The organism is Paeniglutamicibacter sp. NPDC012692 (genome assembly GCF_042901625.1).
Taxonomy (GTDB): domain Bacteria; phylum Actinomycetota; class Actinomycetes; order Actinomycetales; family Micrococcaceae; genus Paeniglutamicibacter.
Genome location: NZ_JBIBDE010000005.1, coordinates 287849 through 303358, shown reverse-complemented (window position 1 = coordinate 303358; position 15510 = coordinate 287849). Strand labels below are relative to the sequence as shown.

Here is a 15510-nt window from a genome sequence, read left to right as displayed (position 1 = left end):
AAAACCTTGTGACTAGGGCAAATGGGCGAATTGAACCTTTACACCCTGTTTGGCGCCACTGCATACTGATCCACACTACGGACGCAGGACCAACGGACTTGGGGAAGGGAAACCCCGGATCCTGTTTCCGCAGGGACACGCTCGGTATTACAGGGGGGCAAAAACATGCTTGCAGCTTGGGGAAAATCCAACACGGCTCGCCATCGAATCCACGGTGTGGATACCGGCCAACAAGACTCCGGGGAACCGCACCAATTGTCTCGGCGCTCCCTTGGCATCACCCTTGGAACCTCGCTGGTTCTCGGGTCCGGCGGAATCACGGCATTGGCCGTGGCATTCGCGGCCGCCGGCCCTCCAGGAACAACCACCGTGGCCACCAGCTTCGGCAAAGCCCGGATCTCGCGGGCGGAACGCCAGTCCAGGCTCTCGGCCGACGCTGCTGCTGCAGGTGGCCACGGTGGCCACGGAATGTCCGGCGGCAGGTCGCTTCAGCCGGTGAACATGACCTACGGTGACCACTTGCTCGTCCAGCTCGACGTCTTCAACGAAAGCGACGAGGACCAGATGTTTTCACCCGGGCAGCTTCGTCTGCGGGGAAACAGCCAACCGTGGCTGGTAGTCAACCGGTGGAACGACCTGGTGCCGGGACTGTTGGCCCCGGGAGCCAAGCTCCGGGCCAACATCAGTTTCCTGGTCCCCTCCGACGCGACGGCCTTCACCGCCCTTTTCGACGACATCGCCAGCCCGGGCGGCGCACCCATCGACTTGCCATTGCCCGCCGTGGCTTGGCGCCCCGGTTTCCTGGAGGCCGATCATGCCTGAACACAACCCTCCTCCATCGGAACGCAGCCACACCGGCCGTTCAACCGCCGCGGCCGTCGGAAACGAGGGCATCCTCGACCGGGCCGGCGCACTGAAACTCGGTGCTGCCGCAGGGATCGGGGCCCTCGCGGCCATGGCCTCCGTCGCACGGCCCGCCGTGGCTGCCACCCCCGCAAGGGCCCGCGGCCGGGTCGGCGCCGCCGCGGTGCCGTTGCCCGGGGTGCTGGACCTCTACATCAACGAGGGCTACGCAAAAATGGTCGACGATTCCCTGGTCTACCAGCGCGGTTTCGGGGACAAGCCCACCGCGCTGCGGGACGCCGCCCCGTCCTTGCGCATTGCGCCGAAGGTCTTCACCCGGAACGGCGCACTCGTCGAGTCGCGGACCTACCCGTTGGATGCCGTCCCTCCGCCCGGCGGGACCCCGCTGCCTGCCGGGCCGGACGCCGCGAACCCCGGCCAGTTCCTGATCCGGCGCAACCACTGGGCCAGCTTTTTCCCGCAGCGCACCATCATCGCCGAAACCGGCTCAACCATCCGGATTCGCGTCTTCAACAGGCTTGCCCGGGCACACGAGTTGACCTTTTCCCAGGCGGCACACGGCCGCCTGGATGTGACCACCGGGCCGATCCCCCCGGGCGGGGAAGGCTACCTGGAATTCCCCGCCCCCTACGCCGGAACCTACATCTACCATGACCCGACCAACGCCCCGGTGCAGCGCGCGATGGGGCTTTTCGGCACCCTCGTGGTGCTGAACCCAGAGGACGCCTGGCGGGTGGCCCCGGGGCAGGCCGGTTTCGAGAGGCAGTGGCTGTGGGTCACCCACGCGGTAGACACCACCTGGGCGAACATCGAGGCTGCCGGCGGGAGCGTTGATCCGGAGGCAGATCCCGCGGTGCCCCGCTACTTCATGCTCAACGACCGCAGCGGCTACGAGGCCCTTGGCCACTCACCGAACCGGGCCATCAACCAGGCCGCGCACGAGGAATCCCTGGTCTCCGGCTACCCGCGGCAGATCGACATCCGTGAATTCGGGGAGGACCTGGTGATGGGAACGATCCGGGCGGGCCAGATGGTCCGGATGGTCAATCCCGGGATCGCGAACCACCAAATCCATTTCCACGGCAACCACCTCTGGACGGTGCGGCGCAACAACGTCGAATGGCCGCGCGAATTCGGACACGTCGATGACCAGGGGCACGTGGTGATCCAGCAGTGGGAGGACGTCGTCGAACTCGCCCCCATGGACCGCAAGGACTGCATGATCCCGATGAAGCGGCCCCCGGACGCCACCGACCAGGTCTGGAACAACCGGACCGAGGACTGGAAGTACCCCATGCACTGCCACGCCGAGATGTCGCAAACCGCGGCCGGCGGCCTGTACCCCGGCGGGCTTGTGGCCCACTGGGAACTCAAATCACCGGTGATTGGAGCATAAGACCATGAATACGCCATTCTGGGGGTCGCTCGGTGCCGCATCGGCAATCGGTGGCAGCCGCGACACGGAAAAGAAAAAGCCCAAGAAAAAGCGCCGGTCAAAGCCGAACGCCACCAAAGCGCCAGTCGCGAGGCCGAAACCGAAGCCAAAGCCAAAGCCGAGCCCAAGGCCAACCCCGAAGCCGACACAACCACCGTCTCCGTCTCCGACTCCGACGCTGACGCCCACCAAGCCGACGACACCGACGCCGACCGCCACCATGACACCGAGTCCGACGGTTCCGGCGCCGTCCACCGGCCCGACGCAAACCACGGCGCCGACCACCCAATCGCCACGTCCCACGGTCGCCCCGCCGACCTCGGATGACGATCACGACGATGACGACGGCGAGCCGCGGGACTACGACTCCCAGGCGGACTTCGCCTCCCACCAGATGCAGCAGGACGCCCCGGAAACCCAGTTCCGGCAGGCCGCGCAGCTGTCCGTCGAGCTGGACGTCGCAAACAAGGTGCTCACGTTCCCCGACGGCGCGGAGTTCGAGATGTGGGTCTTCCACTCCCCGACCTCCGGCCGGGGCTTCCCCGGGCCTACGCTGCGGCCCAAGGAAAGGGACATCTTCCATGCCCGCGTCGAGCCCAGCATGGGCCCGCACACCATCCACTGGCACGGCATGGAACCGGATCCGCGCAACGACGGGGTCGGGCACACCTCGTTCGAGATCGACGACCACTACACCTACCAGTGGCAGCCCGAACCCGGGCGGGTGCGCGACCCCAACTACGGCGCGGCGGGCACCTACTTCTACCACTGCCACGTCAACACGCCGCTGCACGCGCAGATGGGGTTGCTGGGCCCGCTGGTCATCGACCCCGTCGTGCTGCCCGACTTCCCGGTGGGCCCGGGCAACCGCAGGGCGTTTGCCGACGGGCCCGAGTACGACATCGCCACCGAATCGCTGATCATGATGTACTCGGTCGACGCGCGCTGGCACGACCTGGGGCACGCGGCGGGCCTTTCCGGTGAGGACGTGGGGCTCAACCGCTTTGAACCCCAGCACTTCTACATCACCGGCGGCCTGCTGAACTCGCGCAGGGAACGCGAGGGTGCCGTGTGGGCGCCGACCGAGCTGCCGATCAACGTGAAGGGCAACGGGAGGGCCCCGACCCTCATGCGGCTGCTCGACGGAAACTACCTGCCCAACAAGATCTCGTTCCACCACGGGGACGGCTCCCCCGCACGCATCGCCGAACTCATCGCGCACGACGGGCGGCCCTACCGGCACACGGCCCACCCCGGGGCTCCGGCTATCCCGACCAGCATGCACGAGGACCCGAAGGCCCACCTGTTCACCCACGTGGTGGCGATGGGCGCGGCCGAACGCTACGACCTGCTGTTGCACCCCGAGCAGGCCGGCAACTACACGATGCGGATCGAATGGAACAACTGGATCACCGGCAAGACCCTGGCCCGCAGGGAATTGAGGCTCGTCGCCGGCTGAACCGCCGACGGGGAACACTTGGGGACGACGGAACACCAACCACCCCGCCTTGAAAGGGAACAGGTGGGGTGGTTTGCTTGGCGTGGATGCCCGAAACATTTCATGGCGCTGTCGCTGCCGACGGCCGTGTGCCTCGTCCGGGGAACCGCGGCATGCGGTTTCGGCGACGGGCCGGGGAACACCATCCGGCAAGGACGCGGCAATGCTTGGCCACGGCTACGTGATCGCCCTGAAACAGGCCAAGAGCGGCGTCTTCGGCCCGAAGGGGGAAAAGATCGGCACGCTTGGCAAGATCTTCATGGATGTCGGCACCGGGGATGCCGACTTCGTCACCGTCCACCTCGGGCTCTTCGGCGCCGAGGAGTGCTTCGTCTCCCTCGACGGCGCGCAGATCGCCCACGGCCGCCTTCATGTCGCGTTCGGCAAGGAGAAGATCAGGCACGCCCCGCACCTGGACCCGGCCGGCACGCTGAGCGACGAGGACAAGCGGCTGCTTGACCTGTACTACGCGCGGGGCGCCCCCGGCGCCGGGGTCGCGGGGTCGGAGTAGCCGGTCCGGCGCGCCGACGTCCGGACCGCGGCCCGCACCGCGACGAACACCGCGAGGGTCGCGGCGAAGGCTCCCTCTTGAACGGGAACGCGCATGGTGCTTTGCTTGCCATGGATGCCCGGCAAGGATGGCCGAGATACCTCGGCCATGCCCGATCCGCCCGGCCCAAGGCCCCACCGGACGGCCCGTCCGGCCGCGCCGGGAGAAACATCCGGTTAGGACACCGCCATGCTTGGCCGCGAGGAACTCCACAAACTGCTTGAAACCGCAACCACCGTCGTTGGCCCGACCGGTGAAAAGATCGGCATGTTGGGACACCTGCTGATTGACGCCAGGACCGGGGAACCCGGTTTCGTCACGGTCCACACCGGCTTTTTCGGAACGGCCCACAGCGTCGTCCCGCTCAACGACGCCACCGTCTCCCGGGGCATCCTCCACGTCGCCTTCGACAAGAACGTGGTGCGGCACGCGCCGAACATCGATCCACTGGCCGAGCTGGGCATCGCGGACGAGGACAGGCTGTTCGAATACTACGGGCTGGCACCGCGGGACGCCGCCGGCCGGTCCCACGGGGTCCACGCCGCGGATCCCGCCGCCGCCAATCCGGCACGCGCGACCCGCGCCTCGGGTTTCGAGACGGACGAGCGGGTCATCGCCGTGAACGACGAGGCGGGGCGCCCGCTGCTGCGCAAGTACGTGGTGACGGCCAGCGAAACGGCGGCTCCGAAGGCAACGGGCCGGCACGGCAGGCATGAGGCACCGCCGGAGCGCTGATCCCGAACGGTGCGCCGCGCCCGTCACCCGGCCTCGAAACGCTAGCCGTCCATTGCTTCATCCGCGGCCGGATCCGGGGCCGGGCCCGCTGCGTGGAGTCGCGGCATGCCGCCGAGGTCCGCCGCGCCGTCGTCGACCACCAGTTCCGTCTCCAGCAACGGGTCGAGGTCGTCACGCGGCCCGCTGAATGCTTCCAGATGTCCCGGCTTGGACACCGGGGTGTTCGTGGTCATTGGCTTCTCCCAGCTCATGCAACGCCGGCCGCGGGCTCGCCGTTCCGGCGCCCGCGCCGGATGCCGCCCCGTGCGGGTCGTCGCCCGGCGTTTTCGGCTGGGTCGGAGGAATACTCGCGGGGGTGCCGCCCGGCCTTGGCGCGATCGGTTCCCTCTCCCGGGAACCGATCCCCCAAAAACCGCGCTACTGCCAAGTTACTGCCTCCGGCGCGGCATTCCAACCGCCAAAAGTCCCATGGATCCGCCCGGCTCCCGCACAACTTCCGTCCGGCAGCCGCACCACATCAATGCGGGAGCACCCCGCGCCGCGCCACGCTGTGGCCAAGGTCGTCCTTTCGGTTCATGCCTGCGTGCCCCCGGGTGGCTAGAGTGGTAGAAGCGCAAAACCACACACCACAAATTCTCAAGGATGGCAGATGCATCGGCTGGCCGCACTCTCACTGGGCAACCGCGCCCTGATCGCGTTGATTACCGTGTTCGTCGCGGTCTTCGGCGTGATCACGATGGGGCAACTCAAGCAGGAACTGATCCCCTCGCTGGAATTCCCGCGGATCTCGGTTGTCGCCTCCCAGCCCGGCGCCTCGCCGGAGGTCATCGACAAGCAGGTCGCCCAGCCGCTGGAGGGCGCGCTGCAGGCCGTCGAGGGGCTCGAGTCCTCGTCGTCGACCTCGCAGACCGGTTTCACCACCGTCTCGCTGTCTTTCGCCTACGGAACCGATCTTGACCGCGCCCGCGCCCAGGTGGACAAGGCCATCTCCAACGCCAAGGCCACGCTGCCCAAGGACGTGGAACCTTCGGCCTTCGCCGGGTCCATCTCCGACTTCCCGATCGTCTACATGGCGGTCTCCGGCGGCGAGGACCTGAACACGCTGCGCTCGGACGTCGAGCGTCTGGTGCTGCCCAAGCTTTCCAAGATCGACGGGGTGCGCACGGCGGATGTCTCCGGCGGCACCGGCCAGCACATCGCCGTGCTGCCGGATGCCAAGAAGCTCGCCTCCGAGAAGCTGACCGTCAACGACCTCAAGAAGACCATCGAGGACGGCTCCGGGCTGATGCCGGCGGGCCGCCTGGAGACCGACGGCCTGGACCTGCCCGTGACCAGCGGATCCCTCGTCGACTCGCTGAACGCCGTCAAGGACCTGCCGGTCAAGGGCTCCTCCGGGGTGCTCAAGCTCTCCGAGCTGGCCACGATCGAGATGCAGGACGACGCCGCCACCTCCATCACGCGCACCAACGGCGTCGAGACCCTCGCGGTCTCGGTGACCAAGAAGCCGGACGGGGACACCGTCGGCATCTCGCACGCCGTCACCGCCATGGTGCCCGAGCTCGCCGCGCAGCTGGGCGACGGCGCGACGTTCACCACGGTGTTCGACCAGGCGCCGTTCATCGAGCAGTCGATCCACGACCTCACGGTCGAGGGCCTGCTGGGCCTGGGCTTCGCCGTCGTCGTCATCCTGGTCTTCCTGCTCTCGGTGCGTTCCACGCTGGTCACCGCGATCTCCATCCCGCTCTCCCTGCTGGTCACGTTCATCGGCCTGCGCATGGGCGGCTACTCGCTGAACATGCTGACCCTGGGCGCACTGACCATCTCGATCGGCCGCGTGGTCGACGACTCGATCGTGGTGATCGAGAACATCAAGCGGCACCTGGCCTACGGCGAGGACAAGAAGACCGCGATCACCACCGCGGTGCGCGAGGTCGCCACCGCCGTCACCGCCGCGACGCTGACCACCGTGGCGGTGTTCCTGCCCGTGGCGCTGGTCGGCGGCATGGCCGGGGAGCTCTTCCGCCCGTTCGCGCTCACCGTGACGATCGCGCTGCTGGCCTCGCTGCTGGTCTCGCTGACGATCGTGCCGGTGCTCGCCTACTGGTTCCTGGGGCACACCCAGCCCGGTGCCGCGGACCTTGCGGCGGAACGCGCCAAGGCCGAAGCCAAGGAGCGCAACTCCTGGCTGCAGCGCGGCTACGCGCCGGTGCTGCGCGGCACCCAGCGCCACCCGGTCATCACGCTGCTGGCCTCCGTCGCGATCCTGGCCGGCACCGTGCTCATGGTCCCGCTGGTGCCCACCAACCTGCTCGGCGGCACCGGGCAGAACACCTTCTCCGTCACCCAGGCCATGCCGGCCGGCTCCTCGCTGGACACCACGCTGAAGGCCGCCGAGCCCGTCGAAAAGGCGCTGCGCAAGGTCCCCGGCGTGCAGGACGTGCAGATGACCGTCGGCACCCCGTCGGGCGGGTTCGCCTCGTTCATGGCCGGCGGATCGGACAGCGCGGGCTTCACCGTGATGACCGACGCCAAGGCCGACCAGCAGACCATCATGGACGCGGCCCGGACGGCCGTCGAACCGCTGGCCAAGGACTCGCAGATCTCGCTCTCCGGCTCCGAGGGCGGCATGGGCGGCACGAGCGCCGTCACCGTGCAGGTCGGCGCCCCCACCCCGAAGCTGCTCGCCGAGGCCACCGCAGCCACCGCCAAGGCGATGGCCGGCATCCCCGGCGCCACCGACGTCAGCGACAACCTCTCCGAGGCGCGCCCGCAGGTCTCCATCGGCGTGGACCGGGTCAAGGCCGCCAAGGCCGGGCTCTCCGAGGCGCAGATCGGCGCGCTGGCCGCCGGCACCATCTCCCCGATCCCCGCGGGCACCGTGCGCGTGGGCTACACCGACTACCCGGTGTCCATCGGCGAGGGCACCGACCTGACCTCGCTGGACCAGCTCAAGGACCTCAAGCTGCCGACCCCCGGCGGCGCGGTGAAGCTGGGCGACGTGGCCACGGTGGAACGCACCGAGTCCCCCGCCACCATCACCTCCTCCAACGGCGACCGCATCGCGACCGTGTCGATCACCCCGGGCGAAAACGACCTGGGCGCGGTCTCCGCGGAGGTCACCAAGCGGCTCGACGCGTTGGCCCTGCCGGCCGGCGCGACCGCGGAGCTCGGCGGCGCCGCCACCCAGCAGGCGGAGTCCTTCTCCCAGCTCTACCTGGCGCTGCTGGCGGCCATCGCGATCGTCTACGTGGTCATGGTGGCCACGTTCAAGTCGCTGGCGCAGCCGCTGATCCTGCTGGTCTCCATCCCGTTCGCCGCCACCGGCGCGATCGGCCTGCTGCTGCTCACCGGCGTGCCGCTGGGGCTGCCGTCGCTGATCGGCATGCTGATGCTGGTGGGCATCGTGGTCACCAACGCGATCGTGCTGATCGACCTCATCAACCAGTACCGGCACGCCGGCGCGGGCCGGCCGGCGATGAACCTGCAGGAGGCCATCTACCACGGCGCGCGCCAGCGCCTGCGCCCGATCCTGATGACGGCCGCCGCCACGATCTTTGCGCTCATCCCGATGGCCGCGGGCCTGACCGGCGGCGGCGGGTTCATCTCCCAGCCGCTGGCCGTGGTGGTCATCGGCGGGCTGGTTTCCTCGACCTTGCTGACGCTGATCCTGGTCCCCGTGCTCTACCACCTGGTGGAGGGCGCCAAGGAGCGCGGCGCCACGCGCCGTGCCGACAGGCGCCGCAAGCCCGGCGGACCCGCCACCTCGACCAGCGACCTGATCAAGGCGATGGACGAGGCCGGCAAGGTCCCCGTCTACGGGTCGTCGGGCACCAAGGCCGACACCAACAGCATGGGCGCGGTTCCGCCGCCGGTCAGCGCGACCGGGGCCTACCCCCCGGGCACGCTGATCAACCCGGCGACGGGCTCGATCCCGCTGACCCGCCGGGAACGCAAGGAAGTCGAAGAGGGGCAGCACGGGCGCCTGGCCTAACGCCGGATTCAACGTCGTGCTTCAGTAAGGCAAGTCGCCAAGGGCGCCGCATCCAGGGGGATGCGGCGCCCTTGGCGTTGCTTCGGCGGCGTGTCCTTGCTGCGGAATTCCGCCGCGGCGCGTGCGAGGGTTCGACGTCCTAGCCGGCCAGCGCCCGGCAAGCGAGGTGCAGGGCCAACCGCGTCTCGGGTTCGGAAAGGTCCAGCCCCAGCAACTCCTGGACCCTGGAAACGCGGGCGGCCACCGTGTTCCGGTGGAGGTTCAAGGCGGTTGCCGTTGCGGTGATGCTCGATTCGTGGTCGAGGTAGGAGCCGAGGGTCTGGACCAGCTCGGCCCCGTTGTCGGCCAGCGGACCAAGCAGGGCGCGGGCCGCCGGGATGAACGTGTCGCTTTCGGTCCAGGACAGCAGCAGCTGCTCGATGCCCAGTGCGTCCATGCGCACAAACCACCCCGTCGCCGAGCGTTGGGTGGCGATCCTGGCCGCCTCCGAGGCGCCGTTGATCGTCTCGACCAGCCCCGTCGGGCCGCTGTCCGGTGCCCCGATACCCGTGGCGATGTTGAAGGAGCGGCGCACCTCCGCGTGGATGGTTCGCAGCGCCGCCACCCGTGCCTCGAGGTTGTTTTGCGTCAGCGGCGCCGGGAAGTTCAGCCAGCCGGCCACGCCCCCGCCGAAGGTGACCGCCCGCCAATCCGCCGAAAGGCCGGCCAGGTGCCGTTTCAGCTCGCGCAACAGCTGCAGCGAATCGATGCGCGTCCTGCCGATCATCCTGAATCCCAGGTGATAGCCGCTGATCGGCCAACCGCGGTCAAGCATGCGGCGTTCCAGGTCGAGATCGGGAACCGGTCGCTTTTCCAGGAAGTCGCCCAGCAGGCCGGCGGAGACCGCTGCCTCGTTGACCTCGGCGACCTCGTCGATGAGGATGCGCGCGGCGACGGCCGGCATCATCACCTCTGCCGCCATCGCCAGTGCCCCGAGTTGCACCTCACCGAAGCCCTGCCCAAAGACCGCAAGGCGCAGCCCGCTGCGGCCGGGACTGTCCACACGCACCGAGGCCACGCATCCCGTGGCACCCCGTGTGGTGTCAAGCCACGGGGCAAAGTCGATCTCCGCCAGCAATTTTGCGGGCAGGGCCCCGCCGGCCTGCGCAAGCACTCCCTCGCGCGTCACCAGCGCGATCCCGTGGCCAAGGTTCGCCGCGAGGTGCGCGATCAGGTCCGCCACGCCCTCGGCGTGGTACTCAAAGCATCGCGCGGCCTTGCGCACGTAGGACAGCATCAGGGAATCGCGCCCCTCGCGCAGCTGCCACCAGGCCTGGGCCAATTCCATGGGCCGATCCACCTGCAGCAGCGCCAGGCCCAAGCGCCCGGCCAGGATCCGGCTGCCGGCACCAAAGCGATCGGCATGCGGCAGGGCCAGCGCGGCGAACCCGCGATCGCGCACGCGGCGGATGAGCGCGTCCTGCTGCCAGGCATCGCTCGGCGGGTCGATGGTGAGCACCGCCAGGTCCCCCGCGCAGTGCGGGGGCAACCTGCCCTCGGCCGATTCCACGACCGCTTCGGGCAGGGGCGTGCCGGGATCCCCCGTGACGATTCGCAGGCCGCCGTTATGCGGATGTGCCAGCATGTCGCCGAGCATCAGTTTCCGGTTCATGTGCCCCGTTCAAGTAGGTTCAGGCCGAAGAAGGCCGGCAGGACATGGGCCAGCCGCTCGCTGCGTTCCAGCCACCACGACGGCGCGGGCAGCGAAAGAACGTCAACGTGCCTGCCCTGGGTCACTTCGTCGACCTGGAGGATGGCCCGGGATAGTGAATCGAGCACCACGATGATCTCCGGCGTTGCAGCCAGCACCTTGCCCTCGCTCATGTAGGCCAGGAACTCGGAGCGGGCTATCACCCGGGAAATCCCGCCGTCGTTGCAGGTGACCTCGATGGTCGAATTGTGCATCGTCCGTGCGGAAATTTCGATCGCCGTGATCCTGCCCTGGCCCAGGAACCGGGCGCCCAGCCTTTCGGCAAGCACGGGCACCGGCTCTTGCTCCGCGGCCATGAATGCATCGCCCAGTTCCAAGGCCCGCAGGTAGATTCCGGTGATGGCGTGTTCGCGGAGGTCCCCGACGTGGAAGCCGCCCAGCAGGACCGGGGCAACACCGCCGGCCTGGATCACTGCGGCACGGATGACCTTTTCCATGTCTTCGGCCCTGTCGGTGTTCACGATCGCGACCCCGCCGGCGCCGGTGTCGCAGACGGCAAAGAGGCCCGGGACTTTGTCCACATAAAGGGACATCTGATCGAGCCGGGGGTATGCCCGCCCGGTGAAATCCGCGTCGACGAAGACCATCTCGTGGGCCAGGCCCAGGGCGGTGAGGCCGTTGACCCCGCCGCCTTCCAGGGCACAGACGGCTTCCGGCCGTGTTCCCGACCAGCGCGCAGCGGCCGCCAGCAGCGGGGAAAAGGGGTCTTCGACGGGGAGGCGTTCGTGCATGAAGTGGGTGGATCCCACGTAGGCGATCGCGACGCACGAGAGCGCCGGGTCCACATCCCGCACCTGGTGCACGTTCAGCGGCCAGGCGTTCGAGGCCCCCAGGATGAGTTCTTGCAACGTGGTTTTCCCGCCGCCCCCGGATCCCAGAAGGGAGAATCCTCGGGCAAGCGCCGGGAGCCGGTCTTGCCCGAGGATGCTGGTCATGGTGCCATCCTATCGGGGCCGCCGCGCCAATCGCGGTTGCTCCACGGGGACGAACTCCTCCTTCAGTCCAAAGGCCGCGGGGCCGAATGCCGCGAGGGCCTCGGGGGTGCGCATCATCTCCGGGGTGGAGATTCCCAGCACCCGCACCCGTTGCCCGTAGCGCAGCCCCTCGGTGGTGATCGGTTCCCCGCTTTCGGCATCAAGGACGCAAATCAGGTCCGGGACGATGGCCAGCACGATCCCGTCGCGCCGTGCCACCAGGTTCTCGTTCTGGAACACGATCTCCAGTTCCTCGCCGTCGTCGGCTCCGAGCGGGGAGATCACCGCACGCCCCTTGGCGAAGCCGTCGGTGGTGCGCCGCTCCACGTCGCTGACCTTGCCGGCGAACAGCTCGCGGACATGGCAGTACAGGGTGTTCGACAGAGTCCCGGCAATGGCATCGAAGGGCGAGCCATGTTCTTCCCGGGCAAGCCGGATGGCCCGGCCCAGGGCCAGCGCCATGGAGAGCGTTCGCGGCACGGCGGTGCGCTTCACGTCGGCGCCCGTCATCGCGTATTCGGCGATGTGCCCCACCCCTCCCAGGCGGATGGTGATGCCCCGGGCCAGCCACTCCATCTGTCTGTCGTCGTCCCCCGTGTCGATGATGACCTTCTCGCCGCGTTCACCCGCAAGCGCCAGTGGCGAGCCGTGCACCCCGTACACCGCGAAGGTCTCCATGGACAGCTCGGGGAATGCCCGTCCCATGCCGTCCGCGTCGATGACGGGAAGGCCCGCCTCGACGGCGACGGCCAGCGGAATCATCGAGTTGATGCCGCCGCACTCGATGGGCATCGTCGCATCGGCGGTGCGGCCCAGGTGTTCCTCCAGGGTGCGCAGAGCCAACAGAGCCTCGGTCCCGGCCGGGATTTTCTCGACCATGACCGTGGGGGCGCCCATTTGGGCGGTGGGGATCACGAACATGTCATCATCGAGCTCCTCCGGGTCCAGGATGGTGATGTACCCGTCGCCGAGGACCCGTTCCACCAGCATTTTGCCGATGTACGGGTCCCCTCCACCGCCCGTGCCCAGCAACGTGGCTCCGCGTGCGAGGTCCCCGAGGTCGGAGGCGCGCAGCTGCCAGCTCATGAGACAGGCTCCGGGACGCCGTCGAACCGGTGCGATGGCATGTCGTAGCCGAAGTACCCGGGTCCCACCATGGCCAGGGCCTCGGGGGAATGCCAGCGCGGGTCGCTGGGGGCGCTGAGCACGCGCACCCGCTGCCCGTAGCGCAGCGACTCGGTGGTGATCGGTTCCCCTGATTCGTGGTCCAGCACCATGATCAGGTCCGGGGTGGTGGCCAGCACGCGGTCGTTGGACTGGGCGATCAGGTGTTCGTTCTGGAACGACAGCCTCAGCATGGCATCGGTGTTTTCAATCCGTGCGCTGCCGCGGGCGAAGCCCTTGGTGGTGCCGCGTTCGACGTCCACGACCTTGCCGGCGAAGATCTCCAGCCCGCCGACCAGGTCAAGCACCGTCGCGACCGGATCGATCTTGGCGGCGCGAGCCTCCTCGATGCCGGTACCGATCGACAGGCAGTGGCCCAGGGAACCGGGCACCATGGATGCCCTGGCCTGTACCCCGTCCATCGCGAATCCAGCGACCATGACGGAGCACCCCATTTCCACGCAGGCAACCCGGGCGATCCGCTCGGTCCAGAGGTTGTCCGCCGTTTCCAGCACGGCGGTGTTGCCCTTTTCGTCGCTGATCGCCAGCGGGGATGCGGTGATTCCGTAGAGCGTGGGCAGCAGCATCTGCAGCTCCGGGAAGGCCCTGCCCATGCCGTCCGCATCGATCAACGGCAGCCCAAGGACTGCCGCCGCGGCGATCGGGATGGTGGAGTTCACGCCGCCGACCTCCGCGCATGCAACATGGGTCATTTTCCGTCCCAGGTGCTTTTCCAATGCGCGGACTGGCGCCACGAGCTCGTCGAGGCTCGGCAACTTTTCCACCATGACGGTGGGCGCGCCCATCATGGAGACCGTCAGCGCCAGCGCGTCATCGGGCACCTCTTCCAGCGAGATGGCCGTGACGGGGCCGTGTTCGCGCAATGCCTGTTCGGCTAGCAGCGAGCCGATGTAGGGGTCCCCTCCCCCGCCTGTGCCCAGCACCGCCGCACCGCGTGCCAGGGGCGCGATCATGTCAAGGGAAATCATCCAGCTCATACCCGGACCCCCATTTCCAGGTCGCCGACTGCCTTGACCCGGATGCGCGTGGCGTTGCCCGGCAGGTACGGGATGGGGACCTCGTCGAAGTCGATGATCTTCACGGATCGCGGGGACGCCCCGGCGGCTATGGCCTTGTCGATGGCTTCGGCGCGCACCGCAGCCAGGGATTCCTCGCGCTGGCCGGGCTCGATGGTGTAGACCTTGTCGATTTCACCGCCCACCTGGGCGATCGAGGCGCCGATGGCGTTGGCAACCGCATAGTTTTCCGGGCGGTTCACCGCGCCGAAGAGCGGGAGTTCATCGGCCAGCAGGATCGATCCGCCGCCCACCGCCACCACGGCGATGGGTTCCGGGGAGGTGCGCATCCTGTCAACCGCCTCGGACACGCGCTCAGCGATCCTTGCCAGGACCTTCTGCACGAAGGCCGGGTCCAGGTGGGCCACCTTGCTCCGGTCCCCGATCTCCACCCTTCCCGCCGCCACGGCGATGTCGGTGGCGGTGAGCGTGCCGCCGCCAAAGACCAGGGCCTCGGTACCCAGCTTGTAGCCCACCGATTCCGGTCCCACCTCTCCGGTTTCGGTGTCCACGATGCTTCCGCCCCCGATGCCAAGGGAGAGCACGTCCGGCATGCGGAAGTTGGTGCGGATGCCCGCGACCTTGACCTCGTTGGCGGTTTCCCGCGGGAAGCCGTTGACCAACAGGCCGATGTCAGCGGTGGTGCCGCCGATGTCGATGACGGCGCAGGTAGCCAGGCCGGAAGTGAGCGCGGCCCCGCGCATCGAGTTGGTGGGCCCCGAGGCGAAGGTCGCCACGGGGTAGAGGCGCACATAGTCCTCGTCCATCAGCGTGCCATCGTTCTGGCTCAGGTAAATGGGCGAATCAATGCCCTCGGCGCGCACTGCAACGGTGAGCCCGTCCACGATCTCGGCCGCCAGCTCACGAAGCGCCGCGTTGATGATCGTGGCGTTTTCGCGTTCCAGCAGGCCAATGCGGCCGATCTCGTGGGAAAGCGAGATGGCGACGTCGCTTCCGAGGACTTCCGCAATGATTTCCGCGGCCCTGACCTCGAGGTCGTGGTTGACAGGGCTGAAGACCGCTGAAATCGCGACCGAGCGAATGCCGTGGGCTTTCATGTCCTCGGCGTGGGCACGCAACTCATCGGGATCCAGCGGCGAGATGGGCCGGCCGTCGAATTCGTAGCCGCCATGCGCCAAATAGCTGCGCGCGCTGATGGCGTTCTTGAGCCCTTCGGGCCAGTCCACCAGAGGCGGCAATGCCTTGGTTGCGGGAAGCCCCAGGCGCAGTGCCGCCGTGGGGGCCAAGCGCTTGGCTTGAACCAGTGCGTTGATGAAATGGGTCGTGCCGATCATGACCGCGGTGATTTGCTCACCCTCGAAGTGGTGGCCGCGTCGCAGATCTTGGATCGCCTGGACGATTCCGGTGGTCACGTCGGGTGTGGTGGCGTGCTTGACTGCGCCGAGCGTCTGGCGCCCGTCCATCAGCACGGCGTCGGTGTTGGTGCCCCCGACATCGATTCCGATATGCATG

General features: G+C 68.1%; 13 protein-coding genes. 6 read left to right on the top strand and 7 right to left on the bottom strand.

Annotation, left to right across the window (positions count from 1 at the left end; translation table 11 throughout):
• Positions 1–216: 216 nt before the first annotated feature.
• Together ACFY5D_RS17630 and ACFY5D_RS17625 are read left to right on the top strand one after the other, a co-directional pair.
• Positions 217–822 carry a hypothetical protein gene (locus ACFY5D_RS17630; RefSeq protein ID WP_387532825.1) on the top strand — a complete coding sequence of 202 codons (606 nt, stop codon included), beginning with the start codon at positions 217–219 and terminating at the stop codon, positions 820–822.
• A complete protein-coding gene (locus ACFY5D_RS17625) occupies positions 815–2260 on the top strand; it encodes a multicopper oxidase domain-containing protein (RefSeq protein WP_387532822.1) in 1446 nt (481 codons plus the stop codon). The genes ACFY5D_RS17630 and ACFY5D_RS17625 overlap by 8 nt, the downstream gene beginning before the upstream one ends.
• Here the strand turns inward: ACFY5D_RS17625 and ACFY5D_RS17620 are convergent.
• On the bottom strand, positions 2240–2521 hold the full coding sequence (locus ACFY5D_RS17620; protein ID WP_387532819.1) for a hypothetical protein: 282 nt from the start codon (positions 2519–2521) through the stop codon (positions 2240–2242). The two genes, ACFY5D_RS17625 and ACFY5D_RS17620, sit on opposite strands and share 21 nt — an antisense overlap.
• Here ACFY5D_RS17620 and ACFY5D_RS17615 point away from each other — a divergent pair.
• The 3 genes from ACFY5D_RS17615 to ACFY5D_RS17605 all read left to right on the top strand — a co-directional run bounded on the left by ACFY5D_RS17615 (position 2520) and on the right by ACFY5D_RS17605 (position 5082).
• Positions 2520–3758, top strand: a complete 1239-nt coding sequence (locus ACFY5D_RS17615) for a multicopper oxidase domain-containing protein (RefSeq protein ID WP_387532816.1) — start codon at positions 2520–2522, stop codon at positions 3756–3758. The genes ACFY5D_RS17620 and ACFY5D_RS17615 overlap by 2 nt on opposite strands.
• A 202-nt stretch (positions 3759–3960) precedes the next feature.
• Positions 3961–4308 (top strand): PRC-barrel domain-containing protein, encoded by a 348-nt coding sequence (locus ACFY5D_RS17610; RefSeq protein WP_387532813.1) that lies wholly within the window; start codon positions 3961–3963, stop codon positions 4306–4308.
• A gap of 228 nt (positions 4309–4536) precedes the next feature.
• Positions 4537–5082, top strand: a complete 546-nt coding sequence (locus tag ACFY5D_RS17605; protein ID WP_387532811.1) for a PRC-barrel domain-containing protein — start codon at positions 4537–4539, stop codon at positions 5080–5082.
• A 41-nt stretch (positions 5083–5123) separates the two neighbouring features.
• On the opposite strand, the gene ACFY5D_RS17600 is transcribed toward ACFY5D_RS17605, so the two are convergent.
• Positions 5124–5315, bottom strand: a complete 192-nt coding sequence (locus ACFY5D_RS17600) for a hypothetical protein (protein WP_387532808.1) — start codon at positions 5313–5315, stop codon at positions 5124–5126.
• 416 nt (positions 5316–5731) lie between these two features.
• Here ACFY5D_RS17600 and ACFY5D_RS17595 point away from each other — a divergent pair, with 416 nt between their 5' ends.
• Complete coding sequence (locus ACFY5D_RS17595; protein ID WP_387532805.1) at positions 5732–9073, top strand: efflux RND transporter permease subunit; 3342 nt, start codon at positions 5732–5734, stop codon at positions 9071–9073.
• 139 nt (positions 9074–9212) lie between these two features.
• Here the strand turns inward: ACFY5D_RS17595 and ACFY5D_RS17590 are convergent, their stop codons facing one another.
• The 5 genes from ACFY5D_RS17590 to ACFY5D_RS17570 are packed head-to-tail and all read right to left on the bottom strand — an operon-like array spanning position 9213 to position 15509.
• A complete protein-coding gene (locus ACFY5D_RS17590) occupies positions 9213–10724 on the bottom strand; it encodes a PucR family transcriptional regulator (RefSeq protein WP_387532802.1) in 1512 nt (503 codons plus the stop codon).
• On the bottom strand, positions 10721–11758 hold the full coding sequence (locus ACFY5D_RS17585; protein WP_387532800.1) for a DUF917 family protein: 1038 nt from the start codon (positions 11756–11758) through the stop codon (positions 10721–10723). Before ACFY5D_RS17585 ends, ACFY5D_RS17590 begins: the two co-directional genes overlap by 4 nt.
• Before the next feature lie 9 nt (positions 11759–11767).
• Complete coding sequence (locus ACFY5D_RS17580; protein ID WP_387532797.1) at positions 11768–12883, bottom strand: DUF917 domain-containing protein; 1116 nt, start codon at positions 12881–12883, stop codon at positions 11768–11770.
• Positions 12880–13959, bottom strand: coding sequence for a DUF917 domain-containing protein (locus ACFY5D_RS17575; RefSeq protein WP_387532794.1), 1080 nt, complete (start codon positions 13957–13959; stop codon positions 12880–12882). Before ACFY5D_RS17575 ends, ACFY5D_RS17580 begins: the two co-directional genes overlap by 4 nt.
• The gene (locus ACFY5D_RS17570; RefSeq protein WP_387532791.1) at positions 13956–15509 is read right to left on the bottom strand and encodes a hydantoinase/oxoprolinase N-terminal domain-containing protein; all 1554 of its coding nucleotides are present in this window, start codon (positions 15507–15509) and stop codon (positions 13956–13958) included. Before ACFY5D_RS17570 ends, ACFY5D_RS17575 begins: the two co-directional genes overlap by 4 nt.
• Position 15510 lies beyond the last annotated feature (1 nt).